Origin of the sequence: Psychrobacter sp. NPDC078631, from assembly GCF_050268165.1 — a bacterium.
GTDB lineage: Bacteria > Pseudomonadota > Gammaproteobacteria > Pseudomonadales > Moraxellaceae > Psychrobacter.
This window is the reverse complement of record NZ_JBNNGG010000001.1, coordinates 314,112-339,990: the sequence shown is the minus strand read 5'-3', so window position 1 is coordinate 339,990 and position 25,879 is coordinate 314,112. Positions and strand designations below refer to the sequence as shown.

General features: G+C 41.6%; 20 protein-coding genes. 12 read left to right on the top strand and 8 right to left on the bottom strand.

Translation table 11 applies throughout. The annotated features are described in order from the left end of the window. The first annotated feature begins 71 nt into the window (after nucleotides 1-71). The 6 genes from queA to infA all read left to right on the top strand — a co-directional run bounded on the left by queA (nucleotide 72) and on the right by infA (nucleotide 7,304). Nucleotides 72-1,274, top strand: coding sequence for a tRNA preQ1(34) S-adenosylmethionine ribosyltransferase-isomerase QueA (gene queA, locus ACQKCP_RS01370; protein ID WP_427610992.1), 1,203 nt, complete (start codon nucleotides 72-74; stop codon nucleotides 1,272-1,274). Nucleotides 1,275-1,384: 110 nt separating this feature from the next. Further along, complete coding sequence (locus ACQKCP_RS01365) at nucleotides 1,385-3,112, top strand: peptigoglycan-binding protein LysM (protein WP_427610991.1); 1,728 nt, start codon at nucleotides 1,385-1,387, stop codon at nucleotides 3,110-3,112. 51 nt (nucleotides 3,113-3,163) lie between these two features. Further along, on the top strand, nucleotides 3,164-4,822 hold the full coding sequence (locus tag ACQKCP_RS01360) for a FimV/HubP family polar landmark protein (protein WP_427610990.1): 1,659 nt from the start codon (nucleotides 3,164-3,166) through the stop codon (nucleotides 4,820-4,822). 162 nt (nucleotides 4,823-4,984) lie between these two features. Then, on the top strand, nucleotides 4,985-6,085 hold the full coding sequence (locus ACQKCP_RS01355) for an asparaginase (RefSeq protein WP_427610989.1): 1,101 nt from the start codon (nucleotides 4,985-4,987) through the stop codon (nucleotides 6,083-6,085). 43 nt (nucleotides 6,086-6,128) lie between these two features. Next, entirely contained in the window at nucleotides 6,129-6,962 is an 834-nt protein-coding gene (truA, locus tag ACQKCP_RS01350) for a tRNA pseudouridine(38-40) synthase TruA (protein WP_427610988.1), read from the top strand. A gap of 120 nt (nucleotides 6,963-7,082) precedes the next feature. Beyond that, nucleotides 7,083-7,304, top strand: coding sequence for a translation initiation factor IF-1 (gene infA / locus ACQKCP_RS01345; protein WP_021814850.1), 222 nt, complete (start codon nucleotides 7,083-7,085; stop codon nucleotides 7,302-7,304). 260 nt (nucleotides 7,305-7,564) lie between these two features. Here infA and ACQKCP_RS01340 read toward each other — a convergent pair whose 3' ends face one another. The 5 genes from ACQKCP_RS01340 to leuC form a co-directional block, all read right to left on the bottom strand. Next, nucleotides 7,565-8,686, bottom strand: a complete 1,122-nt coding sequence (locus ACQKCP_RS01340) for a L,D-transpeptidase family protein (RefSeq protein ID WP_427610987.1) — start codon at nucleotides 8,684-8,686, stop codon at nucleotides 7,565-7,567. Between the two features lie 376 nt (nucleotides 8,687-9,062). After that, nucleotides 9,063-10,166: a 3-isopropylmalate dehydrogenase gene (gene leuB, locus ACQKCP_RS01335; RefSeq protein ID WP_427610986.1), complete on the bottom strand. Its 1,104-nt coding sequence runs from the start codon at nucleotides 10,164-10,166 to the stop codon at nucleotides 9,063-9,065. Between the two features lie 62 nt (nucleotides 10,167-10,228). Further along, nucleotides 10,229-10,948, bottom strand: a complete 720-nt coding sequence (locus ACQKCP_RS01330) for a hypothetical protein (protein ID WP_427610985.1) — start codon at nucleotides 10,946-10,948, stop codon at nucleotides 10,229-10,231. Between the two features lie 137 nt (nucleotides 10,949-11,085). Continuing rightward, nucleotides 11,086-11,736 carry a 3-isopropylmalate dehydratase small subunit gene (gene leuD, locus ACQKCP_RS01325; protein ID WP_379544034.1) on the bottom strand — a complete coding sequence of 217 codons (651 nt, stop codon included), beginning with the start codon at nucleotides 11,734-11,736 and terminating at the stop codon, nucleotides 11,086-11,088. A gap of 142 nt (nucleotides 11,737-11,878) precedes the next feature. Continuing rightward, nucleotides 11,879-13,297, bottom strand: a complete 1,419-nt coding sequence (gene leuC, locus ACQKCP_RS01320; protein ID WP_057759320.1) for a 3-isopropylmalate dehydratase large subunit — start codon at nucleotides 13,295-13,297, stop codon at nucleotides 11,879-11,881. A gap of 375 nt (nucleotides 13,298-13,672) precedes the next feature. On the opposite strand from leuC, the gene ACQKCP_RS01315 reads away from it, so the two are divergent. Next, the gene (locus tag ACQKCP_RS01315; protein WP_057759318.1) at nucleotides 13,673-14,545 is read left to right on the top strand and encodes a LysR family transcriptional regulator; all 873 of its coding nucleotides are present in this window, start codon (nucleotides 13,673-13,675) and stop codon (nucleotides 14,543-14,545) included. 458 nt (nucleotides 14,546-15,003) lie between these two features. Beyond that, nucleotides 15,004-16,503: a sodium/proline symporter PutP gene (gene putP, locus ACQKCP_RS01310; RefSeq protein ID WP_160020915.1), complete on the top strand. Its 1,500-nt coding sequence runs from the start codon at nucleotides 15,004-15,006 to the stop codon at nucleotides 16,501-16,503. Between the two features lie 584 nt (nucleotides 16,504-17,087). Here the strand turns inward: putP and ACQKCP_RS01305 are convergent. From ACQKCP_RS01305 to ACQKCP_RS01295, 3 genes are all read right to left on the bottom strand, one after another. Continuing rightward, nucleotides 17,088-18,512 carry an outer membrane protein transport protein gene (locus ACQKCP_RS01305; protein WP_427610984.1) on the bottom strand — a complete coding sequence of 475 codons (1,425 nt, stop codon included), beginning with the start codon at nucleotides 18,510-18,512 and terminating at the stop codon, nucleotides 17,088-17,090. A gap of 375 nt (nucleotides 18,513-18,887) precedes the next feature. Beyond that, complete coding sequence (locus ACQKCP_RS01300) at nucleotides 18,888-20,108, bottom strand: OmpP1/FadL family transporter (RefSeq protein WP_397476937.1); 1,221 nt, start codon at nucleotides 20,106-20,108, stop codon at nucleotides 18,888-18,890. A gap of 222 nt (nucleotides 20,109-20,330) precedes the next feature. Beyond that, nucleotides 20,331-20,588 (bottom strand): SlyX family protein, encoded by a 258-nt coding sequence (locus ACQKCP_RS01295; protein ID WP_201547976.1) that lies wholly within the window; start codon nucleotides 20,586-20,588, stop codon nucleotides 20,331-20,333. A gap of 226 nt (nucleotides 20,589-20,814) precedes the next feature. On the opposite strand from ACQKCP_RS01295, the gene ACQKCP_RS01290 reads away from it, so the two are divergent. The 4 genes from ACQKCP_RS01290 (at nucleotide 20,815) to ACQKCP_RS01275 (ending at nucleotide 25,808) form a co-directional block, all read left to right on the top strand. Beyond that, nucleotides 20,815-22,758, top strand: a complete 1,944-nt coding sequence (locus ACQKCP_RS01290) for an ATP-binding cassette domain-containing protein (protein ID WP_427610983.1) — start codon at nucleotides 20,815-20,817, stop codon at nucleotides 22,756-22,758. A 521-nt stretch (nucleotides 22,759-23,279) separates the two neighbouring features. Continuing rightward, a complete protein-coding gene (petA, locus tag ACQKCP_RS01285) occupies nucleotides 23,280-23,864 on the top strand; it encodes a ubiquinol-cytochrome c reductase iron-sulfur subunit (RefSeq protein WP_057759305.1) in 585 nt (194 codons plus the stop codon). A gap of 22 nt (nucleotides 23,865-23,886) precedes the next feature. Next, nucleotides 23,887-25,092 carry a cytochrome b gene (locus ACQKCP_RS01280; RefSeq protein WP_178379291.1) on the top strand — a complete coding sequence of 402 codons (1,206 nt, stop codon included), beginning with the start codon at nucleotides 23,887-23,889 and terminating at the stop codon, nucleotides 25,090-25,092. After that, nucleotides 25,092-25,808 carry a cytochrome c1 gene (locus ACQKCP_RS01275; RefSeq protein ID WP_298807958.1) on the top strand — a complete coding sequence of 239 codons (717 nt, stop codon included), beginning with the start codon at nucleotides 25,092-25,094 and terminating at the stop codon, nucleotides 25,806-25,808. Before ACQKCP_RS01280 ends, ACQKCP_RS01275 begins: the two co-directional genes overlap by 1 nt. The last annotated feature ends 71 nt before the right edge of the window (nucleotides 25,809-25,879 follow it).

The following is a 25,879-nucleotide window of genomic DNA, read 5'->3' as shown; positions in this document are numbered from 1 at the left end:
GTAAAGCAACCTTTTATAGCAGTATTTCTGCTACAATTATGCCAAAATTTCTATCCATTTAAAGACTGATTATGACCAACGCTCACACTGCATCTTCCGATTCTAATGCCCTGCTTGATACCAATCACAACAGTGACGTCTTAGATTATCTAAGCGTGGAAGATTACGACTATGACCTACCAGATAGTTTGATTGCGCGATATCCATTAGCGCAGCGTTCTGCTTCAAAACTTTTATACTTGCCTGCTCACACTGACACAAATGCTACGCCTATAAAAGACTGTTTGTTTTCTGAATTGCCTGAATTATTAGACGCTGGAGACCTGATTGTATTTAATGATACAAAGGTGATGAAGGCACGCCTATTCGGTCAAAAAGACACTGGCGGTAAACTTGAGGTCTTGATTGAGCGATTGGTTAATGTCTCAGACTTAGATATAGCAACACTGCATTTAGAAGATTCAGATAATGAGTCAGTCAACCAAGAACATATTGCCCTTTGCCATGTAAAAGCCAGCAAAGCACTGAAACTTGGTCAACGTTTTCAACTTGCTGATGGTCATATGAGTGGCGCGATGATTGGTCGTCAGGACAACTTATTTATCTTAGCCTTTGATGCACCAATTTTGCCTGATTTAGAACTCTACGGCGAGCTACCTATTCCGCCTTACTTTGAACGTCATGCCGATGACACTGATAATACTCGTTATCAGACGGTGTTTCATGATCCTGCTAAGCTTGCAAGTGTCGCTGCACCGACAGCAAGTTTGCATTTCGATGAATTGGTGCTTAATAAACTTTCAGAAAAAGGCATCAATACTGCTTTTGTGACATTGCATGTTGGCGCTGGTACCTTTGCACCAGTTAAAACAGACAACCTACTCAATCATACTATGCACAGTGAGTATGCACATCTACCACAAGCAACTGCTGAGCTGATTAATAAAACGCATGCAAATGGTAATAAGGTCATCGCGATTGGTACCACAGTGACTCGCGTCCTTGAAACGGCGTATCAAAAAACGGCTATCAATGGGCAAGCACTCTCTAGCTGGTCAGGCGACACGGACATCTTTATTTATCCAGGATTTAAATTTGGTGTCATTGATCGACTGTTAACAAACTTTCATTTACCCAAATCGACGTTGCTAATGTTGGTATCAGCTTTTTCTGGCAAAGCATCGATTGAACATGCCTATCAACATGCTATTAAAAAAGAATATCGATTCTTTAGTTATGGTGATGCTATGTTACTTGACAAGAAAATAAGCTGAACATTAAATAAACATTTATGCATTGGACGCAACAGTTGTGAAATAAACTGGTAAACTAAACCGTACTTTGTTATAACAGCAAAGATAACTTATTTTGTAAAGGACTGCTCATGTCTTGTCATTTATCTCGTCGCTTGACTCCTGTACATCGCGCGGTATCGATAGCATTACTTTATTCTGTAGGTTTGGCCGCTATTATTCCAAGCGTACAAGCGGCAACTATCGGTAAGACAGTCGTTAGTTCAGCTCAGCATGAACCTTTGAGCGCAAGTATCGTGGTCACCGACATACGAGCGGCTGATTTTTCAGCGAGCTTGGCCAATCCAGTTATTTATCAACAGATGGGCTTGACACCGACTGACTCAATGCAGGTGCACTTTCAAGCAACTTCTGCGACCAGTGGTCAGGTATTAATCAGCACATCACAGCCTGTGTCCAAGCCTTTTGCTGATTTGGTGTTATCGATCAATGATAATGGGCAGCAAAATGTTGTACCAAAAACATTATTAATGCCGTTAAACGATAGTCTACCGATTAATAATGCTTCCAAAAATAGTGTCAAAGGCACTCAGAAACTTAATTTACCAAGTGTTTCTGCAAGTGCTGCAAAACCGTTAACCGTAAGAAAAGGTGCACCGCCGCCATTAATATCGGTATCTAACGCTGCTGCAAATAAACCAACTCTAGCAAACATAGCAACAGTTGATTCTTCTATTTCTAGAGCAGTGTCTAACATACAAGCACCGACAGTGACAGCTACTTCGCAGACTAGCAATCTTACTTACGCGCCTAGTCGTCTTGATAATGGGCGCTTAAATAGCGGCTCTGATATAAAAAATTCTAGCAGTAATGCAAAGAAGACTGATAACGGCCTTAGTTCAGCGAACCGTTTAGATAGTAGTTTTTTAAATGCAAATGATATCACTGAAACTAAGAAAGTTATTGCTAATGATAACGCCAAAGCAAGTATTAAAAACACTCCAATTTTAGGTAAAGTATTTATTGATAAACCACTCGATACTCTAAATATTCAAGTCACACGGCAGATACAGCCGAGTCGTAAAAAAACAGATACTGACACATCACCCGTATCTACTCCGACTACTAGCGTCGTGGCAACTTCTATTGGCAATACAACGTCGAAAACCCCTAATAGCGCTATTAACAATACGTCTTCAAATGACATAGCAATAGATAGTTCGTCAGTTAATCAATACCAAGTACAACGTAACGATAGTCTATGGATCATTGCCCAACAGATAGCGCAAGAAAATAACCTAGATACTTCAACTGTGATGAAGCAAATTCAAACACAAAACCCTGATGCATTTATCAATAGAGATGCAGACCAATTAAAAGCAGATGCTAAGCTCAGTCTACCCAGTTACGATGTCATACCGTCACAGAAAAATCTAGAAGCGGCCATCGATGCACAAAGACAATATATTCGTAGAGCAAATACAGCGGCGATGCAAAAAACCGTTCAAAAATCTATTAAGAAACCATCCAAAAGCACTCAAGCAGTCAAGGCCAAACGTCCTAAGAAAGTAGTGATTACTAAAACGCAAGTATTACCAAAAGCGCAGTTTTCTGTGCTTGCGCCCGGGCGAGATGGTAATGCAGACGGAACTCAAACGAAATCAGCTTCAAATACTGGGAGTGGTTTGAGTACCGACATACTGGCAACTCTTAAAGCCACAAGGCAGAAAACTGCAGCACAAGCCCAGCGTTTATCAAGTACGAGTAGCACTCTTAATAGTTATACTAAAAAGCTTCAACTACAGAATCAAAAACTGGCTGAGCTACAAGCTCGTCTTAAAAAATTACGTAATCAATAATTGTCTGGTTGATCAACACAATAGATTGTGATCACAGGCGTAGGAGTAACTATGGACAATATGCTATATATCATCGCTGGATTGGTACTTATTTTATTAGTAGCTGGTTTTTTATTACGCAAAAATAAAGCTCAAAAACCTTCAGAACAACTGCCTACAAATTCAGAAAAAAACACAATTACCCCAACGTCAAAAGTAGATTATGGTGCTCCTACCCAAAATATTACAAATGATGAGAACAAATTTGATCATGTTACCATTGCTCAGCGTTTTATGGATCAGCAACGCTATGATAAAGCAATTGAAACTCTCAAACGCGGTTTAAGTGACAAACCTAATGATGGAGCACTTTCTCTTAAGTTACTAAGCGTATACGCTACGATAAATCAGCCAGAAGACTTTGATAATGTTTATGCGTCTATAAAAACGTACAATGATGAGAGTACTATTACTCATGCTGATGAACTAAAGAGTTTATATTTCGAAGAACAGAATCCAGTAGTCGCTCAAGAACTACCAGTAGAAAATACGACTAACTTTGAAAGTATAGACTTTGATTTGCCGCCGAGTAAAGTTGATACCGATGTAATGTCTAGTCGTTCAGTTGTTGAAAGCACTAACAATACTGCAATAAATGAGCCTATCGACAGCTTAGAAGTGTCAGACGAAATTGACAGTTTTAATCCTATTACCGAAAATCTGAATGATAGCTTTGATCTGACGCTCAGCGATCTAGAGAATGATTTCGATGCGCCTAATACGACAAGTGAAACGCCTGTCATACCATTGGACAACGTAAACGACAACGTTTTAGAGACTTCTGCTAACGATAATATTAGTAATAATGAAGATGATGAACTCAGTGACTTTGAGTTTGACTTTGATTCATTTGATGATACTTCGAATGAATCAACTATAGACACTAATCTCTCACATAATGACAATGAGAAAGCAGTACTAGAAGAAGAAGATTTTATCTTAGACTTCGACGATCTATCAGCCGATTCAGACAAAGACAATGTCGTCACTAATGACGTATCTACGAATTCAGAACAACACTCTGTTGATACTATCCAAAGCGGTGAAGATGACTTTACCTTATCTTTGGGCAGTCTAGATACATTAGATGATATCGATACTATTTCCAATGATGACCTATCTACGACTGAAAACGACAATGATTTCGACAATTTTATTCTGGAAAATACTGATTTTGGAAACAATGCTTCTGAGAGCACGATCCTTGAAGAAGATAACTTTGTAAATATTAATCTTGAGGAACCATTACTCAATGATGATATCGAGGTTAATGATGTTAGCGTTGTCGAAGAATCGAATATCACACCTGCTGCGCCATTGAGATTCGATGACAATACGCTGATAGACGATGATTTTAATATTGATGATGCTAATTCTCTATTTGACGCTCCGTCGACCACTACCCCAGTCTCTACAGCTGCGCCAGTTGAGAGTGACACTTCTATCACGCCTCAAGAAACTGAATCAGCAGAAGATTTTTCATCACGTTTCGCAGCAGATTTTGATTTCGTAAAGTCATTAGACAGTAATCAAGTGACGTTAGACTTGGCAGATCAATATTTACAGCTGGGTGAATATGACAGTGCAAAGCGTCTACTCAATGAGGTGATAGCTCAAGGTAATAGTGAACAGAAACAACAAGCACAGTTACTACTTGAACGTACTGCGTAGCTAATAGTCTAGTCTCTTATCAGCAAGTACTTCCTAATCACGGGATGCTTGCTGATTTTTTTGCATTTAACTCTAATACTATCTATTATTGAACCCTTCAACCATCGTTGCTCAATCCTCTAGCGCCTCTTTTCTTCCATAATTGTTTACTGTGTTGATACTATGCCATCTTCTGTTATGCTCAAAAATCTATCCAATCCTATTCAACTGATTTATGCTGGCGGTACCTTTGGTAGCTATGGCAGACCTTTAGCGCCACTATCAGCAGAAGTGTTTTTGCCCACTCTACAAAAACTTTTATCTGCGCAAGACAGTACAAACAATTTACCAACAGTTTCATGGTTAGAAAACGCCCTGATCAAAGACAGTAGCCAGCTTACTCCTAGCGACTTTACGCATTTCTATCAACTACTACTAAATGCTTATGCCAAAGGTGATAGACGCTTTGTACTCATCACTGGCACGGATACGTTGAGTTACTTAGGCGCATTTTTAGCAGAAGCTTTTGCAGGTAGTGATATTTGTATTGTTCTGACCGCAAGTATGCGTCCATTATTAGACAGTGAGATATTACATTCCTATAACATCGATAAACATAGCGATGCTTGGGGCAATCTAAACGACTCATTAAAACTAGCCGCTGCTGGTGAATCAGGCGTGAAAATTAGTTTTGGCGGGGAAGCATGGCCTGCTCAAACGGTACAGAAAATTCACAGTCATGATCTGATGGCATTTACTGGTCATTCTCGCGCCGCTTACCCAGCCAATAGCTATATAAAAAATCTACCTGACACTCGTAGACAGCATTGGCTCGATGACCAACAAGACTTGCTACCCAGTATTAAAACACGCGCTGAAAACGCGAGTGTTCATGCGCTATATTGCCTACCTAACGATGTTTCGATGATAAACAACCAGCTACAAGCTTTATTGTCGCAGCCACCATGTGGCATCATTCTATTAGGGTTTGGCGCCGGTAACATCCCTTATTCAGCTGCACTAGCAGAAACACTGTCCCTTGCTCATGAGCGTGGACATATGGTGATATCAGCCAGTCAATGTCCGTTTGGCGGCGTCAGCGATAGCTATGCGGCGGGCAGTTGGCAGTACGAGCATCATGTCATTTCTGGTGGACGTTTGACCATACCTGCTATTTATGCCCGATTACTATGGTTGCTACTTCGCTATGACAGTCCTGCCAGACGTAGACAGCGTTGGTTGAATAATGTCAATCAAACTGGCACTAGCATCAAAAAGCGCTAAGCGACTTTTAATTAATTCCCATTTTATAAGTTTAGAAACCCTAATGTCTGAGACTGAAATTATTGAAACTGAACCAACCTACACTTTAGCGATTGCTATTGAGTTCTTAGGAACTCATTATCATGGCTGGCAACGGCAACGAGAGGTTTTGGGTGTACAAGAAGCCCTAGAAACAGCTATCGGCAAAGTTGCCAATGAGCCTGTAGAAGTCATCGCAGCTGGGCGTACTGATGCTAGTGTACATGCGAGCAATATGATTGCCCATTTTACAACTCATGCGTATCGCCCTACTCATAATTGGTTGCGCGGTGTGAACAGCCTACTTCCCGATGATATTGCTCTACGCTGGATACAACCCATGCCAGCTGATTTTCACGCGCGTTTTGGTGCTATTGCTCGTCGCTATCGTTATATTACGCTCAACCAAGCACAGCGCCCTGCCATACTAAATCATCAAGTAACTCATATCTATGAGCCGCTTGATTTGAAAGCCATGCAGCAAGCAGCAGATGATATCGTCGGTACACATGATTTTAGCAGTTATCGTGCTGCGGCCTGTCAGTCCAATCAGCCAGTGCGCACGATTAGCCATGCCAACCTTTTTGCTCATGGTCAATTTATCGTTTTTGATATACAAGCAGATGGGTTTTTGCATCATATGGTTCGCAATTTGATGGGCACATTGTATGCCATTGGTAGACATGAGCTAGAGCCAGCAGATTTTTTAAATATTCTGCATAAAAAAGACCGAACGATTGCACCACCTACTGCTTCAGGTGATGGATTGTATTTTATCAATGCTTATTATCCTGAGCGTTTTCAAAGCTTATTGCCAGATGCACCGCTAACACCTGTTTGGTTAAATCTACCTGATTAAACGTTATGGTTTGGCATACATATCACTTACATGCTGTCAAGTCAAAAGCAGGTTCGTATTGCTTTAATCCGCTAACTTACGTATAATATGGGCTTATTTTTTAATTGATTGATACAAATTATGGCAAAAGACGATATTATTGAATTTGAAGGCGAAGTCATTGATACCCTTCCTAATACTTTGTTCAAAGTTCGTTTAGAAAACGGGCACGAAATCATCGCGCATATCTCTGGTAAGATGCGTAAGCATTATATTCGTATCTTGACAGGTGATAAGGTTAAAGTTGAAATGACACCTTATGACTTATCTAAAGGCCGTATTACCTACCGTGGTAAAAACTAAATACTGACTGACCAATATGGTTATGAAAGTATTAGCATTGGTAAGATACAGCCAATAGCCGAATAGCTACGTTATCGCTGATAGCTGATATGACGCTTGGGTAGTGAAACTGATAATAATAATGAAAATGCTAATCTGCTCATTATTGCCTATCAATATTTTAGTTATTTAGTATTGACTGTTTCTACTTACCATAAAAAATACCGCTAGATTTTAGCGGTATTTTTTTGTCCATTTTTTATGATTTAGTACTGCTGCATTTAACTAAATTCAACAGTCGCACCGTTTTTTATGACTCCGAGCAAACTAAGCGCGTCCCAATTGGTCAAACGCACACAACCTGCTGATGCCTGACGACTGATACGAGAAGGATCTGGTGACCCATGAATACCATAAGTTGGTTTGCTAAGCCCAATCCATACCGAACCAACTGGATTGTTAGGACCTGGTGGAATGATAGACTTGCTACCGTCATTGGCCGTATAAGTATAGTTGGGCTCATGCACCTTTACCTTGACAGTATGCGTACCTGTTGGTGATGGTGTCGCTGTACTGCCCACTGTCGTCGGATAGCTAGCAATCAAATTGTTGTTCTCATCATATGCGTAGAGTGTTTCAGTGGCTTTATCAGCGACAACGCGATGCACCGGCTTGGTATTAGGGTTACCAGGGTTATATACCGTGATAATTTCACCAGCAGTAAAACTAGCATCAGGATTAAGCGACTTTAAATATTTTTCACTAATATGAAACTTCTCTGCCAACGCCTCAGTAAGACTTTCGTAGTACATTCCTTCAAGCTTGGATTTGGCAACAGAATCAGCAGGTATGGTTGTGGTTTTGACATTCACGTCTGCTTCAGTAAGCTGATAACTGACTAGTACTGGTTGAGTCGTGAGCTTCTCATTTTTAATCAGTGCTTGCCACGTCTCAGCGTTTAGCGTATCGGTTACGTCTAAACCATTCGCTTTTTGAAACGCTTGCATGGCCTTGCGAGTATTTTTGCCCCAGTAGCCATCGACAGGCCCTACTCCGTTATGATGCCAGTTTAATAGAGCCTGCAGCTTTGTTCCTATATTACGATCAATATCTGCATTTGCCGTCCAAGTGACATTGTTTATCTTTTTTGCATTGTCAGATAGGTTCTCAGTTGTGTATTTAATCGTAGGCAGTAGCTTATTCAATGAAGTCGCAGCTTTACTATCTCCTGTTAACTTTTGACTTACGCCATTAGTCACCGGACTGACTTCTGCCGGAACTTTGACGCTATTACTTGAGTTCACACTATCCGTTGTCTCTGCTGCGATGCTTTGCCCCATGAATAGTAAGCTAGAGAGACTAACCACTGTCAATGCTTTACTGATTCTTGTTAATTGATACATGTAACACTCCTCATTTAGTAAATTCTATTATTATTTTCAGTTTTCAAATACTACAGTTTTTAAATTCTATACAACTTGCTTTTGTTAATCTTGCGTTTACTATTATATTTCTGCTAAAAGCAAAATATTTTAGCTTCTTTATAAGCTATTAATATTGTCATATTACCCTGTGAGCATATAACAGCTTTGTGTTAAAAGGAGCTTCGTTGTACAGCGTCTCTGTTAATACAATGCTTATAAATAAGCTTGGCTAACAGATGAACGATAAAAAACCCATAAGCCGCTTGGTAGCTTATGGGTAGCTTATGGGTATATAACACGCAAAATAAGACTGTGGAAAATGCTATATAGGAATAGCCTTTAAGCGCAAGTTGACTTATATCAGTTTGGCCAAGACTGCTTGACCCATTTCCTTACAGCCTACCTGCTTAAGTCCAGCTTCACTGCTATCTAAAATATCTAACGTACGTAGACCATCATCAAGTACATCACTGACTGCCTGCTCAATTGCTTGTGCCGCTTCTTCTTGCTTGAAGGTGTAACGCAGCATCATAGCAACAGACAAGATAGTCGCTAATGGGTTGGCTTTATCCTGTCCTGCGATATCAGGTGCTGAACCATGACACGGCTCATACATGCCCTTACCTGACTCATCTAAGCTCGCTGATGGCAACATACCGATAGAGCCTGTCAACATCGCAGCTTCATCAGATAGGATATCGCCAAACATATTACCTGTCACCATGACATCGAACTGCTTAGGATCTTTAATCAACTGCATGCAAGCGTTGTCAGCATACATATGTGATAACATCACATCGCTATAGTCAGCTTGTTGCATTTCGATCATCGTCTGTTTCCACAGCTCGGTGACTTCTAATACATTGGCTTTATCAACTGAACATACCTTAGCTGCTGTGCCCGCTGCTTGCGCACGCGTTTTTGCCAATTCAAAGGCAACTTTACCAATACGCTGAATCTCACTTGTACTATACACCATCGTGTTATAGCCCTGCTGCTCACCGTTTTCTAGTGTGCGGATACCACGAGGCTCACCAAAATAGATACCGCCTGTCAGTTCACGAACGATCAATAAATCTAGGCCTGAGATAATTTCAGGTTTGATACTTGAGGCATTAGCCAACTGTGGATAGAGCTTGGCTACGCGTAGGTTAGCAAATAAACCAAGCTCACCGCGGATTTTCAATAGACCGCGCTCAGGGCGTTTACTACGCTCGATTGCATCCCATTTAGGACCACCAACTGCACCTAGTAATACGGCATCTGCGGCGCGAGCACGAGCCAATGTCTCATCTGGCAAAGGCTCACCAGTTGCATCAATAGCCACACCGCCAATCAATCCAGACTCAAGTGTTAAATCAAGTGAAAACTTATCATTGACAGCCTTGAGCACGTCAATGGCTTGGGTCATAATTTCAGGGCCAATACCATCACCCGCTAATGTTAAAATCGTTGCCATACTGATCCTTTTGGAATGTTTTTATTGGTTGGTTATATTTTTGAGCTTTTCAGTCTCATATTTTATGCTGCCATTTTTTTGGCTTTGGGTGCTGATGTTACTGCTTTATCCATACCCGTCTCTACAAACTCGCCTTGATGCTCAGCGTCTAGTTGCTTGCAGAATCGGCGCTGTACTTTCGTACCTTGCAATAGCTCAATGCATAAAGGCTCAGGTGATGCTGTGTCTAATAGACTGCCTGATTTTTCGCTGTTCTTCTTCTGATAAGCGCGCAGCTGATAGGTACCCGCTTCAGTAAAGTCATGAATCATCGCAAAACGCTCAACATAGCCCATGTTATTTTCTGGATAAAAATTAACATGTACCTCGTGTTTGGCAGGCATGACCCGTGCATAGTAGTTGGTCAATCCTGGCATACTCGAAGGCGCTAACGGCACAACTTTTATGGCATTTTTATTGACGAGTGGTGTCATATCCATGTTCATCGATGTTTTTGCCGTGCCTTCTTGACGTGGTAAAGCTGTCATAATCTGAGGACTGATTGGCTCGTGACTGTTGGGCGCGATAATGAGTGTTTTATCTATCTGCACAATTTCACAATGATATGTACCCACACATGCAATATTTACTTCACCAGCGATAGGTTTGATTTTACCCACCCATGCTTCAGCACTCTCTGCTTCATCTATTTTTTGATAGCCCGTCAATAGCTGACAGCCTGACAATAATAAGCTTGCAGCAACAATTGTACTTGTCCATAGAGCATAACGTTTTGTATTCATAATGGCGGCTACTATTCAAGAGAGATAATAAAATGTAGTGAAAAACTATTCTTCATTTTAGACAGTTCACCGCCATAACTCAACGCTGCGTCGCGACTACTCGCAGTTTTATAAGCAGTAGATTATAAAATGACCCTCTATGCTCTTACGTCGTTAAATATCCACGGTGTTTTTTGCATCATTTGTTGCTCATAATCTTTGATAGCATCACTTTGCTGCAAAGTTAGACCAATATCATCCAGTCCGTTTAACAAGCAATGTTTGCGAAAGGCATCTACTTCAAAGGCATACTCTTCGCCAGTTGGTGTAATAACGACTTGACGCTCAAGATCAGCGGTCAATTCATAGCCTTCATTATCGAACGTTGCTTTCATTAACGTATCTACAATCGCTTCATCCAACACAATCGGCAACATGCCATTTTTAAAGCAATTATTGTAGAAAATATCAGCAAAACTAGGCGCAATTACCGTACGGAAACCATACTCTGATAACGCCCAAGGTGCATGCTCACGGCTAGAGCCACAACCAAAATTTCTACGTGCTAGTAAGATAGTAGCACCTTGATAACGTGGTTTGTTTAATACAAAGTCTGGATTGATGACTCGTGTGCTGTTGTCTTGGCCAGGATAACCTTCGTCGAGATAGCGCCAATCGTCAAATAGATTCACGCCAAAACCTGTACGTTTAATAGACTTTAAAAACTGTTTTGCGATAATTTGGTCGGTATCGACGTTTGCGCGATCTAACGGGCAAACGATACCTGTTTGGATGTTATAAGCTTGCATAAAATTTCCTATCAATTATATTTTTGCTGGCTGATGATCTTGATAAGCATACTAAACAGTAAATAAGTTTTTACCATCTTTGACCGCATGCTCATATATTTATATTTCATACAAGCATGATGTCAGTTACTTATTATCAGACTTAAAACGTACGAACGTCTACAAAATGACCTGCCAACGCGGCAGCAGCTGCCATTGCTGGGCTTACCAAATGCGTACGACCACCATTACCCTGACGACCTTCAAAATTACGATTAGACGTTGAGGCACAGTGCTCTTGCGGCTCAAGTTTGTCTGCATTCATCGCAAGACACATCGAGCAGCCCGGCTCACGCCATTCAAAACCAGCTTCAGTAAATAACGTATCCAAACCTTCAGCCTCTGCTTGCAGCTTCACTTGGCCAGAACCTGCAACAACGATCGCTTCTTTTACGTTATCAGCAACTTTGCGACCTTTGATTACCGCTGCCGCATCACGTAAATCTTCGATTCGTGAATTGGTACATGAACCGATAAATATACGATCAAGTTGGATATCCGTAATTTTCTGACCAGCTTCTAGCCCCATGTAGGTATAAGCGCGTAACCAGCCCTCTTCTTGAGCTTCATCAATGGCTTGATCTGGTGTCGGTACAGATTGCGTGATATCTACCACCATCTCAGGCGATGTACCCCAAGACACCTGCGGTGCAATCTGACTACCGTCGATTTCTACTACAGTATCAAATACCGCGTCATCGTCTGAATACAGTGTACGCCAGTAGGCTTCCGCTTGTTCCCATTGTGCTTCGCTTGGCGCATATGGACGACCTTTAACATAGTCAATCGTCGTGTCATCTACCGCAACCATACCAACACGCGCACCTGCTTCGATCGCCATGTTACAGACGGTCATGCGACCTTCCATACTCATGTCTTCGAACACTTGACCTGCAAATTCAATCGCGTGTCCTGTTCCACCTGCTGTACCAATCTTCGCAATAATAGCTAATACCACATCTTTTGAAGTGACGCCAGCACCAAGTTGACCAGTGACACGGATTTGCATATTTTTTGATTTCTTCTGAATCAAACACTGCGTTGCCAATACATGCTCAACTTCGGAGGTTCCGATACCATGAGCCAAACAGCCAAGCGCCCCATGAGTCGCTGTATGCGAGTCACCGCAAACAACCGTCATACCTGGCAAGACCAAACCTTGCTCAGGACCGACCACGTGCAAAATTCCTTGACGGGCATCATTGATAGTAAATTCAGCAATATCAAACTTGGTGCAATTATCGTCCAAAGTGACAACCTGCAAGCGTGATACCTTGTCTTTAATCCCCGGCACCCCTTCTAGGCGCTCTTTGGTAACGGTCGGCACATTATGATCTGGACTGGCAATATTAGCCGATAAACGCCATGGCGCTCTGTTTGCTAATTCCAACCCTTCAAATGCTTGTGGACTCGTCACTTCGTGCAACAGGTGGCGGTCGATATAAATCAGGCTCGAACCATCGTCGCGCTTAGTGACTTCGTGAGCGTTCCAAAGTTTGTCATATAACGTTTGACCAGCCATGTTGCTATCCTTTATAGGTTACTAATTACTTAATTTTTTACTTACTTGCATACTGCCAAGCTAAGATTCTATGTAAATGCTATGTCTATCTATAATGTTTAATAATTACTGTCGTATCTAAGATTTAAATATTATTTCTTTATGAGACCCAACATATGACTAAAATTAACGCTTAAAATACGTTTTAAATGGCAAATAGCCAATTTTTTAGAATAAATATGTCACAATACGCCTCGATGTCTTGTGATTATAGCAGGCAAATCCTATAATAATAATTGATGATTTTTAACCAGACGCAAACTTTTATTTCTAATACGTTGTGATTGGGTCAGCCAACTTTTATTTATAGCTCGTAAAGTAGCTAAGGACATTCGTTTGAACACCACAAACTTGACGACATTCGTTACCGTTATGCACACTGGCAGTATTTCAGGCGCCGCAGAAAAGCTGTTTATCACGCAGCCTGCTGTCAGCAAACGTATCAAAAACTTAGAAGACGAGTTTAACATTACCTTGTTTGATACGGTAGGACGCGGGATTGTACCTACTCAAGCGGCTAGTGAAATGCTACCTCATGCCAAGCGTTGGCTAGAAGACTATGAAAATTTTAAAATCAACTTGCAGCATTCTCAGCACATTGTCTCTGGCAAATTAGTCATTGGTACTAGCCATCATATTGGCCTACATCATTTAGCACCTGTCCTGAAACACTTCATTCAAGCTTATCCAGCTGTTCAGTTAGAAGTACACTTCGTAGATTCTGAAAAAGCGCACAAAGCCGTATTGGATGGTGATTTATCTCTAGCCTTTGTTACGCTTCCACCTGTCTACGATAAGCGGCTAACCTACCATACGTTATGGTCAGACCCTCTCTACTTCATGACTGGTACGCTATCAGCGTTGGCAACCAAATCAAATGTCACTTTAGAGCAGCTAGCCCGATATCCTGCTATTCTACCGTCTGCCAATACCTTTACCAGTCAGATTACTTTGGCCGAATTTGCCAAGCACAACCTAAAGCCTTATGCCACGATGAGTACCAACCCGCTTGAGTCTATTCGGATGCTGGTGTCAGTCGGTCTTGGCTGGTCAGTACTGCCTCAAACGATGGTCAGTCAAGATTTGGAACGTATTGATATGGCAGACAATATTGAGCTACAGCGTTATCTAGGTGTAGTCATTAATCCAAAGCTTACGCAATCTAGCAGTGTCACCGCGCTCTTAGATTTACTGGCTCCTATTGAATAAGACTCGCTGACTATAATAATATATAAATTCAACCTATTCGCATTTGTATCTCTCATGCGTTATAATACGCTTGACGTTGTTTGTATAACAAAAATTTACCACAAGGACACTGATAGTCATATATTGAATACTTCTAGTAAGATATGATGGTTAACAGTAGGTTTAATGGTTTTGGTTGATTGTGTAGGTTGCTAATACTCATATACAAATAGCAGATGCGAGCAATAACAATAGATAAGTGGAATGCGAAATTCCCATTGTTCTCTATCTCTATATGAGTGCTAGCCATAGAACGACATCAATCATATATAACTACAGAAGATACTGAAAAAAGCCATTATGTCTTAATTAATGGCTTTTTTTGTCTTTAAATATTGTTTTGGACATCGCCTTGTAGGACAGAACTTTTATAGTTAAAAAATAATTACAGCCAACCATGTTGGTTAAGGACAATTTATATGAACGGAGTTTCTAGTGGCGTGCTGATATCACTCGGCGCCTATTTCTTAGTGATGATTGGGATTGGTGTTTACGCTTATTTTAAGCAAGCCAATGATACTGAAGGCTATATGTTAGGGGGTCGTAACTTAGGCCCAGCAGTAACCGCACTTTCTGCAGGTGCATCAGATATGTCAGGTTGGTTACTACTTGGCTTACCTGGTTATATGTTTGCCGATGGTGTGGTCAGTATTTGGATTGCGCTAGGTTTGACATTAGGTGCATTACTAAACTATCTCATCGTAGCACCTCGCCTTCGTGTTTATACCGAAGTGGCTGACAACGCTATCACCCTACCTGATTATTTCGCCAACCGCTTTGAAGACAAGTCGCACATGCTACGCGTCATCTCAGCAGTGGTCATCATTCTATTCTTTACCGTCTATACCGCTGCAAGTCTTGTAGGTGGTGGTAAACTCTTCGAAAGCTCGCTAAATCTATCGTATAGTACTGGCCTATGGGTTACTGCTGGTGTGGTTGTGGCTTATACGCTATTCGGTGGTTTCTTAGCAGTATCTATGACCGATTTCGTACAGGGCGTCATCATGCTGTTTGCCATGGTAATCGTACCTGTCGTTGCCTTTACTGATCTTGGTGGTATTTCAGCTACGACAGAAGCGGTTAGAAACATTGATCCAACCCTTTTAGATGTTACTAGCGGTATGAGTGTCATCGGTATTATTTCGTTAATGGCATGGGGCTTAGGTTACTTTGGCCAGCCGCATATTATCGTACGTTTTATGGCAATTCGTTCAGTTAGAGATGTACCAACCGCACGTAATATCGGTATGAGCTGGATGGTTGTGAGTCTTATTGGTTCACTAATGACTGGTTTTGCTGGTCGTGCCTACGTACAAAAAACTGCGATGACATTGGACGATCCTGAGACTATCTTCTTAGTATTCACTCAGTTCTTGTTTCATCCATTGGTTTCAGGTTTCCTATTAGCAGCTATTTTAGCGGCAATTATGAGTACTATCTCATCACAGCTATTGGTTGTATCAAGCTCTCTAACCAAAGATGTATACAAACTATTCTTTGATAAAGACGCACCAGAAGCTCGCCAGGTATTGGTTGGTCGTATCTCAGTTATTATCGTTGCTATCGTTGCCATTATGCTAGCATCTAACCCAGATAGTTCAGTATTGAACCTAGTTTCTAACGCATGGGCAGGATTCGGTGCAGCGTTTGGTCCATTGGTTATCTTCAGCCTAACATGGCGCGGCATGAACCGTAATGGTGCTGTTGCTGGTATGGTTGTCGGTGCTTTGACTGTTATCCTATGGATTTATGGTCCTTTCCAAGTAGATGGTATGGCACTAAATAGCTGGTTATATGCTATCGTTCCAGGCTTTATCTTAAGTACTATCGCCATCTTTGCCGTTAGTATCATGACTGGTGGCCCAAGACCTTCAGTTTCTGCTAAATACAAAGAGATGGAGCTAAACTTAAACAAATAAGTTTACGTAAAATCTTAAGATTATTGTTATAAAAAACCTCGTCATTATTGGCGAGGTTTTTTTATGAGTAACGATTTAGTATATTTAACCTATTACAGTATCGAACCAAGAGAACTTACGGCAAGTGAGACAGTGTATGGACAGCGATAGTAGTATCTAGCAGCTCTGTGATGGATATACTACGCTAGATTATCCTAGCCTATTTGGCAGTCCAACTGCTACCCACCCTTGAATGGTGGACCTTTATTAAGACAATTGTTTCTATTTAGCGCCGTATTTGGCTACCTGCTTATACATCGTTATATACCTCAAGTGTGCTAAGTTATTAGCAACTTACTTACTAGATGTTCGATCAGGTATAAGTGCATATCTACTCTTATGCAAAAAATATTCGTTGTGTATGGATAGGAAGCTAAACTAAGCAAATAAAATATAGTCCTGCTATATAAATTAATACTATAAAGATTATCTTTGCTGTTCTACCTATACTTGAGAACTAACAATCAAATATTTAATAGAAAGTTCATAAAAAAAGCGACCCATCATAGGTCGCTTTTTTAATACATAATAAGTATTAAACCAAATTACCTTGCTTGATAAGATACCTTCACACCAGCGATATAACCATCATTGTCTTCAAAATCGGCAACGATTTTGCCTGTTGGTAATTGACCTTGGGCATCACCGAACCACAGGTATTTACCACCTACAGATACTGCCCAGTTTTCCGTGACGTTATATTTGGCACCAAGACCAACACTATAATAGCCTTCGACCGGGCCTAACGAAGTTACAGGGTTACCAGCACCACTATCCCAACCAACGGTACCACTTACTGCCAATGCTGGCGCTAAACGTTTCGCTAAGCCTAGTTCCACTTGCCACTGGTCATCTTTGTATTCCACCAAGTTTAATCCATCAGGACCATAACTGATTTTACTAGTATCGTTATAAAGTGGTGGTGTAATGATGAAATCACTCCACGGTACCCAGCGTACTTTTGCTGTTGCTAGTGTTGTAGGGTTGATACCTGTTTGGAAATCAAAGTTGACTGATTTAGGAGTAGTAATTTCGTATTTGCTGTTTCTATTTGCTGCTGCAGCCGCTTGTTCTGGAGTAGCTCCTGCTGCTGTAGCTCTAATAGCGACTAACGGATATGACTCAGATATTTGTATATCATGATCGATTTCAGAACGATAAGTTAAAGCAGCTTTTAATGCGATTTCAGGCTTACTATAAGCAATACCTGCTATATAACCATAGTCCATATCAGGATTACTGTTTGACGTGTAACCGCTCGCAGGTCCATAAGCTAAACCGCGTAATTTGGTTTCAGACTGAGTACGCTGTGCAACTGGACCACCATAAATTTGGAAGTTTTTGTTGGCACCAAACTTCATACCCAAAATCCCTGTTAGGCTTTGGCTACGAACTTCTACATTAGTATTTTCGCCCGCGGTACCTGCTTCAGCTTGTGCTACTGCTACTGCTCCACGCAATCCATCTAACTGAGCCTGCTGTGCTGGAGTCAAAACACCCGCTGTTTCTCCTGCAGCCAGAGCACCAATTCCAGCCTGAGCCGCTGCAAGGCTTGGCGCTGCGCCATTAGTAATAGAAGCGATAGAAGCGTCAACATCTCCTTGTGACACGAAGTTACTTTGAGTGTATTCAGCAGCTGCACCGAAAGGCTCGTCATATAAGATACCTACACTAAAGGTATCGTTAATGTCAGCTTTTACGCCATAGCGGAAAAAATCATAAGACTCAGCGATATCACCTGTCTTATCACCACGTACGTAGTCATTTTGAGAAGGGTTAGTGTTAGCACTATCATAACCACTTACATCAGCATCAATATAAGTATAGACGGCTTCTGCATAGGTACCATCTTGAAAGAAAGCAGTGACATCTTGGCCTGAACGATCAAGACCAGCAGCATTAGTCATGCTAGCGACAGAGAGAGTAGCGATTGCTACTGCAAGGGTTTTCAAGTGAAAGGTAGTGCGCATTGTGTATCTCCAACGGTCCTTGTTGTATTACTACCTTGATAATCAATATATAGCATTGCTGCGCTTAACATTGAAAGTATCAAAGTCGTGTCCTAAGTTGAATACTAATAGCTTTTTGACACTAAAACAACAATTAAAGTGCTTTATTTCTCAATTATGACTGAACAGTACAAATAAGATATAAATAAAACAATTCCGTTTACTTCTACTTTTAAATATGAATTTCCTAAAAAATATTTTTTTATAGCAGAGTTTTTCATCAGGATAAAACGGGTTCACTATGACTATAATAATGCCTACAAAAAAAGCGACCCTTAAAGGATCGCTTTTTTATCAATAACATTTAAAATATTTGCTGTATAACTAAGCTATGAATTACTGAGCTTGGTAAGAAACTTTTACACCAAGTACAAATCCGTCGTTGCTCTCAAAATCACTCACAACTGTTTTACTTGGGATTTGACCATCAGCATCACCAAGCCATAAATATTTACCACCAGCTGAGATTGCCCAGTTTTCAGTAACGTTATATTTAGCGCCTAAGCCTGCACTGTAGTAGCCTTCCGTAGGCCCAAGTGAGGTAACAGGATTACCAGCACCACTATCCCAACCAACAGTTCCACTTACTGCTAGTGCTGGCGCTAGGCGCTTAGCAAGACCTAGCTCTACTTGCCATTGGTCATCATCATAGCTAACCAAATCTAAGCCTTCAGCAGGAATACCAGCGCCTTGAGGTAATGTTGCCAATACTTGACTAACATTGTTGTACGATGATGGAGTAATCGCAAAGTCACTCCATGGTACCCAACGTACTTTGGCAGTCGCTAAGGTTGTTGAGTTGATACCTGTCTGGAAATCGAAGTTTACTGACTTGGGTGTAGTAACCTCAATACTTTCACCGCTATTTGTTGGAAGTCCAAAAAGAACAGCGTTTGGATAAACTTCAGCTGATTGCGCATTATGTTCAATTTCTGAGCGGTAAGTTAAAGCAGCTTTCAATGCGATCTCAGGCTTGCTATATGCAATACCAGCAAGGTAACCATATTCTTGATCAGCACTGATGTGAGCGGTATAACCATTAGCAATACTATAAGCTGGACCACGTAGCTTTACATCAGCTTCAACGCGCTGAGCGACTGGGCCGCCATATACTTGGAAGTTCTTATTCTCGCCAAATTTAGCGCCTAGGATACCTGTAATGCTTTCAGTGCGTACTTCTACATTAGTACCTTCACCATTTCTAGGTGAAGCAGGATTTTGATCTACGAAATTGTTTTCGCCAACGTAGTCAGCGGCAGCACCAAAAGGCTCATCATATAAAACACCAATGCTAAAGGTTTCGTTGATATCTGCTTTTACACCGTAACGGAAAAAATCATAAGACTCTGCGATGTCATCGATTTTATTGCCTGAGGTATCTTTACCAGTAACATCAGCATCGATATAAGTGTAGACAGCTTCTGCATAAGTGCCGTCTTGTAGGAATGCGGTGATATCTTGGCCTGAGCGATCAAGACCAGCAGCACTAGCGATGCTAGCAACAGAAAGAGTAGCAACAGCTACTGCAAGAGTTTTTAAATGAAAGGTGTGGCGCATTTTATATCTCCAAACATCCGCATTGTTTTACTGTTTTACCAAGTATTAATTAATAGGTAATCAGCATCCGAGGTGGAAGATAGTAAAGACTTTTTAACACTAAAACAACTACAAAAACACATTATTTCTATGTTATGACCACATAGTCATCAGACAGTATCTATATATAAAAATACGTATATATTTTCCGCTATTAGATGCTTTCTTTCCAAATTCTACTTATTAATAATGTGGCGGTCTGTCTGCCATTACATCGAATGGTGCAATACCACTTTCTGTATCTTGACCTTCAATCTGTTTATAGATTAGCTGTAGTTGACGTTGCAGCGTATGAATATCTCTGTCTTGTCGCGTAATTACATCATCCAGTCGTTCGACAGTTACTTCAAGATGCGCAAGGCTCATTTGCAGATCGACTACTTGAGCTTGCAAATCATTTTGAATATCAGAAGTATCGTCTGTAGTTTTAGATTGGTTCATATTTTTCTCTAAATTATAGTAAGTATTAAATTGAAAGGAGTTTGAATAGTGCTATAGATTAGCGATAAATCTACAAACATAGTCATTGACTAGCAGCAGTTAGTAAAAGCAATAAATAGTACTGATAAAACTATTTACTCGCACTACAGTGACGCGGTGGCATGTTATACTGCAGGCAATTTTGCAACAACCCCTACCTCACTATTATATAAGCTTAAGATACTCTATGGCACTGATTCATTTAAAAGACATTCACTTAGCCTTTGGCGTCGCGCCTGTTCTTGATGGTATTGATTTTTCTATCAATACAGGCGAGCGTGTGTGCTTGATTGGCCGCAACGGCGAAGGTAAATCCACTTTGTTTAAACTGATCAATGGCTCATTGCAGCCTGACAGTGGCGAGATTATTACCAACAGTAGCATGCGTGTAGCGATGCTAGAGCAAGACGTTCCTGAGACCAGCGGTCGCATATTAGACATCGTTATGGGCGGCAGTCGTCGCACGGCTGATTTGCTCATTAACTATAATAAGCAAGTCGATATGTGCGCGAATGGTGATATGGATGCCTGTGAGCATATGGCGACCCTACAGCATGATATCGATGCGGTACATGGCTGGGACTTAGAACGCGATGCCATGCGTCTGATTACGACCATGGGCCTTAATCCAGAAGACGACTTATCATCCCTATCTGGTGGTCGTAAACGCCGCGTGTTACTTGCTCGTGCGCTAGTTACCAAGCCTGATGTGCTACTTCTAGATGAGCCAACCAACCATTTAGATGTTGAAAGTATCGAATGGTTAGAGCGCTTTTTGCTTGACTGGCAAGGTCTGACGTTGTTGTTCGTGACTCATGATAGAGCGTTCGTGAATAAATTATCGACTCGCATTATTGAGCTTGACCGTGGCCAATTGACCAGCTATGACGTGACGCAAGGCGAAGGTGGTTACGCGCGCTATCAAGAGCTAAAAGAACTACAGTTACAGGCTGAAGAAAAGAACAATGCCAACTTTGATAAAAAACTGGCACAAGAAGAAGTTTGGATTCGCCAAGGTATCAAAGCACGTCGTACCCGTAACGAAGGCCGTGTCCGTGAATTAAAAGCCTTACGTGAAGAGCGTAGCGATCGCCGTGAGCAAGTGGGCAATGTAAACATCACCATGGGTCAAGGCGAGAAAAGCGGTAAGCTTGTCTGTAAAGTTAAAAACTTACATCTTGAATATGACGGTAACGTACTAGTAGATGATTTTACGACCACTATTATGCGTGGCGATAAGATTGGTATTGTCGGCCCTAACGGTGCTGGCAAAACGACGCTTATTAAAGCCCTACTCGATATGTCTGATGATGAAGTGACCAAGTCTGGTAGTGTCGAATTAGGTACCAATCTGAAAATTGCCTTTTTCGATCAGCTGCGTGATCAATTGGATCTTGAAGCAAGCGTTGCGCAAAACGTTTCGGAAGGTTCTGACTTTGTAGAAGTTGGCGGCCGTAAGACGCATATCATGAGCTACTTGCAAGATTTCTTATTTGCCCCAGAGCGTGCACGTACACCAGTGAAAGCATTGTCTGGTGGTGAGCGTAACCGAGTACTACTGGCCAAGCAGTTATTGAAACCTGCCAATATTTTGGTACTCGATGAGCCGACCAACGATTTGGATATGGCAACACTTGAGCTATTAGAAGAATCAGTCGCCAGCTTTGGTGGTACGATTTTGCTAATCAGTCATGATCGCTCATTCATGGACAACGTCGTCACCTCTACGTGGGTGTTTGGCGAAGATGAAAATGGCAAAGGAGTGGTCAGTGAGTATGTAGGTGGTTATCAAGAGTACCTCGTACAAAAGAACCGTGAAGAAGCATCCCGTGCTGCCAAAGCACCTGCCAACAATGCAGCAAGCAATAAAGCGACAAACAAGTCTGGCACAGCAGCGAAACCAAATAAGGCAGCCAAAAAGCTAAATTATAATGATCAACGTGAACTGGATAACTTGCCAAAAGAAATCGCTGCACTCGAAGCCGAACAAGTTCAATTGCAAGAAAAGCTGGCCGATGGCTCTTGGTTTAATACTGACTTTGATGCGGCGACAGCTGCTAGTGAGCGTCTCTTAACCATCGAAGATGAGATGATGCATAAGCTTGAACGTTGGAGTGAGCTTGAAGGCTAGTATTAGCAACTCTCTAGCTGAGTTTATTGGAATATCGCACATGTACTGTGCATTGCGTATTTCGATAAACAAGTTTCTGATAGCCTGACAAAATATTATTAATTATTATAAAGACATCACCACTTTATTATATAGAGTGGTGATATTTGTTTTACAGCAACTTACAAAGTAGTTAGATGGTGAAAGTTAGTGAACATTACCTTAATTTCAAGTATCATTCGCTATTGCTGAAAATCCTTATTATTTATAAGGTCATCACATCATAATCCTTTTTAAAGCAAAGTTAGCGTTAAACGTTGATAATCCAACTGTTTTGGTTTGATTGTCATATTCAACCTTCTAATATGTCCTATTGAGGTTGCTTTATTTTTAACGCAATAATTTATTTTATCACCGAAATAGCTTAGAATAGCAACAATTAGCAAAATTAGGCACAGCTAAAGTGGCTTGATATTGTATATTTTCTAAGCCACAAACCCAGTGTGGGATAATCCCATTTCATTCACCTGGAGGAAGTATTAATGAGCCAAGCCGAAGGCGTTAATGTACAACGCCGTAGAGTTCTTATTGCCTCAACTGCCGCGATTGGTGCAGCTGGGGTAGCTGCCGTGGCGACACCTTTTGTCCGTTCTTGGTACCCAAGCGCTAAAGCTGAGGCTGCAGGGGCTGCAGTGACCCAAGACATTGGTTCTATCGAAGATGGACAAATGATCGTCGTCAAATACCGTGGTAAACCTATTTATGTGGTTAAGCGTACCGAAGACATGGTTGCAGGACTAGAGTCAGTCAAACCTCTATTATCTGATCCTGAGTCTGATGCGTCTCTACAACCTGAATATTGCAAAAATCCTACTCGCTCTTTAGATCCAACCGTATTGGTTGTCGAAGGCGTTTGCACACATTTGGGCTGTGCACCAAACTACCGTCCTGATGTGGGCGCGGTGGATTTAGGTGGTAATGATTGGTACGGCGGATTTTTCTGTCCGTGTCACGGGTCAAAATATGACTTAGCAGGTCGCGTGTATAGCGGCGTCCCTGCACCACTTAATTTACCCGTTCCAGAATATGGTATGGATGGTACCATCTTGACGGTTGGGGAGGCTTAATATGAGTATGGGTAAAAAGTTAATGCATTGGGTGGACGCGCGTTTTCCAGCGACCGAAACCTATGAATACCATATGTCAAAGTACTACGCACCAAAGAACTTTAACTTTTGGTACTTCTTTGGCGTGCTATCAATGATTGTACTGGTTAACCAATTGGTGACTGGTATATGGCTTACGATGATGTACAACCCAAGTGCCGAAGGGGCATTTGCGTCTGTTGAATATATCATGCGTGACGTAAAAGGTGGTTGGCTCATTCGCTATATGCACTCAACCGGCGCATCTGCGTTTTTCGTCGTTGTATATCTGCATATGTTTAGAGCCTTGCTATACGGTTCATACCAAAAACCTCGTGAGCTTATCTGGCTCATCGGTATGGGTATCTACCTAGCACTTATGGCAGAAGGTTTCTTCGGTTACCTACTCCCTTGGGGCAACATGTCATTCTGGGGTGCACAGGTTATCTTGAACTTACCTGCGGCGTTACCAGTGATTGGTGATGGCCTTGCTGAATGGGTACGTGGTGACTATATCATCTCTGGTATTACCCTAAACCGCTTCTTTGCTCTACACGTTGTTGCTATTCCATTAGTACTCGTGGGCCTAGTATTTATGCATATTGTGGCGTTGCACCATGTGGGTTCGAACAACCCTGATGGTATCGACATCAAAAAGCTAAAAGACAAAAATGGTGTGCCTTTAGACGGTATCGAATTCCATCCGTACTACACTGTGCATGACATGGTTGGTATCGTAGTATTCTTTATCTGTTTCTTTGCAGTGGTATTCTTCTTCCCAGAAGGCGGCGGTTTCTTCCTTGAGCCACCAAACTTTGAGACAGCGAACTCACTGAAAACACCAGCGCATATTGCACCAGTATGGTACTACACGCCTTTCTACGCTATCTTGCGTGCTGTTCCTGATAAGCTTGGTGGTGTTATCGCAATGGGTGCTGCAATTGCTGTATTGTTCTTGATTCCATGGCTTGATAGATCGCCTGTACGCTCTATGCGTTACAAAGGTATCTTGTCTAAAATCGCGCTTACTGTATTTGCTATTAGCTTTGTTGTATTGGGCTACTTAGGTGCGACGCCTGCGACACCAACGGCAACTATCATGGCTCGTGTATTCACGATTCTATATTTCTTGTTCTTCTTACTGATGCCGTTCTACACTGCCATTGAGAAGTGTAAACAGCCACCAGAACGCGTTACCGGAGGTCACTAATGAGCACGCTAATTAAATCCCTAGCTGGTCTAGGCTTAGGCGCGGCATTGACGTTGACTGCTGGTACGGCAATGGCGGCTGGTGGTCACGGATGTGGCACATTTACTAACGCTGAAGGTGTTGAAGAGCATTTGGCTTGTAGCACTGCCCCTATTGATTTTACCAATAAGGGCTCGCTACAAAACGGTGCAAAAATCTTTATGAACTACTGTGCTGGGTGTCACTCAGCCAAGTATGTTCGTCACTCACGCATTGCGAAAGATTTAGAGATACCGCCTGAGTTGGTTGAAAAGTATTTGATGGTTACCACTGATCAAATTGGTGACCACATTACTGCTGAAATCGATCCTGAGATTCAAGCGTCTTGGTTTGGCGCAGCGCCGCCTGATCTATCACTTGAGACACGTCTACGTGGCGATGATTGGGTATATACTTACCTACTGTCGTTCTATGAAGATCCAAGCCGTCCTTGGGGTGCAAACAACTTAGTACTGGCCAATGCAGCGATGCCTCACGTATTGCATAATATGCAAGAAGAGTTGAGCCAAGAAGAGTTTGAATCTGAAGTTGGTGACTTGGTTAACTTTATGGCGTGGATGGGTGAACCTGCTCGTCACGACCGTCAAGTAATTGGTTTCTTTGTAATTCTATTCTTATTAGTACTGCTCATCCCAGTTTACTTATTGAATAAAGAATTCTGGAAAGATGTCAAATAAGTCATAGTCAGCAGTTAGTTTTTAGAAATAAAAAAGGCACTACTTCGGTAGTGCTTTTTTGTACCTTGATA